Annotated in this window: 1 protein-coding gene; it reads left to right on the top strand. The window is 71.5% G+C overall.

All coding sequences use genetic code 11. The features are described from left to right. Positions 1-710 (top strand): ABC transporter permease (locus Aut01nite_RS44580; RefSeq protein ID WP_043530860.1); only part of this gene is annotated, 710 nt, incomplete at both ends.

Genomic DNA, 710 nt, shown 5'->3' with positions numbered 1-710 from the left:
GCGGTCGCCGCCGAGTTCCTCAAGGTCCGCACCCTCCGGTCGACCTGGGCGTTCCTCGCCGGCGGCGTGGCCGCCTCCCTGCTCGGCGCGTTCATCCTCTTCATGCTGGTGCAGTCCTACGACGCCGCCAGCCCCGCCGACAGACTCAACTACGAGACCGCCGACCCCACCGTGGTCACCATGCCGTTCGTGATGTTCTTCATCGGCGCCATCGGCGCCATGCTCATCACCAGCGAATTCGGCACCCGATCCATCGGCCCCGCCCTCCTCGCCGTCCCCCAGCGCCGCACCCTCATCACCGCCAAAGCCACCGTCGCCGGACTCATCGGACTCACCTGCGGCGCCGCGTTCGCCCTGCTCGCCTTCGCCGACGCCCGCCTCATGCTCGGCGACCGCCCCGCACCCATCAACCCCTGGCCGCAATGGACCGACGCCCTCCCCACCGTCCTCTGCGCCACCGGAATCGTCACCGTCACCACCCTCGTCGCCCTCGGCCTCGGCGCCCTGCTCCGCTCCACCGCCGGCACCCTCACCACCCTCGGCTCCCTCGTCCTGGTCGCCCCGATCTTCGCCCACTTCCTGCCGACGGTCTGGCAACTGCGCCTCGCCTCCGTCCTGCTGCCCAACCTCACCCCCCAACTCGCCGGCAGCGACCACCCGTACCTGCTCTCCCAGACCGGCGCCGCCGCCGTCACCGCCGGCTACGTCCT

Origin of the sequence: Actinoplanes utahensis, assembly GCF_016862455.1 — a bacterium.
GTDB classification, from domain to species: Bacteria; Actinomycetota; Actinomycetes; order Mycobacteriales; family Micromonosporaceae; genus Actinoplanes; species Actinoplanes utahensis.
Note: the sequence above shows the minus strand (reverse complement) of the source record. Positions and strands in the feature narration are given on the sequence as shown.